This is a genomic window from Pseudoalteromonas sp. SG44-1 (assembly GCF_014164315.1).
Lineage (GTDB): Bacteria > Pseudomonadota > Gammaproteobacteria > Enterobacterales > Alteromonadaceae > Pseudoalteromonas > Pseudoalteromonas rhizosphaerae.
The window spans coordinates 1-372 of sequence record NZ_JACJEW010000258.1 but is presented as its reverse complement, the minus strand read 5'-3'; the positions used below and the strand labels follow the sequence as shown (position 1 = coordinate 372).

Below are 372 nucleotides of genomic sequence, written 5' to 3'. Positions count from 1 at the left end.
GGCAGTGGCCGGCGTTTCGGTTTGGCTTTTTCTTTCTTTACTGAGGCCGATGTGGCCAATAGCGCTTTATCATGTTCATCGAGAATATCTTCTGCTTCATTGAATACTTCGCCTGCACCCGGCATCTTTTCAGATTTTTTGGCGTACTCTTTGGCTAGTTTCGCGTTATAAGCTTGTAGCAATTCGTGAATTTTCGCGTCTTTTTCAGCTAACTTTTCATCCATATGCTGTTGCAACTCAAGCAACATGCGCTTGAGTTGTTCTGGGTCGTCAGGAAGTGAGTGTGCATCAATTTTCATGTTCGCAATTTAACAGAATTTGACGGTGTTTTCTTGCTTGACGCAAAGATAAAACAGACGGTGTGGCAACGAT

The 372-nt window shown here is 43.5% G+C and carries 1 pseudogene; it reads right to left on the bottom strand.

From position 1 onward, the window contains the following. Window positions 1-299, bottom strand: a pseudogene (locus tag H5187_RS24070) (IS66 family transposase); the annotation flags it as partial. Between the last annotated feature and the right edge of the window lie 73 nt (window positions 300-372).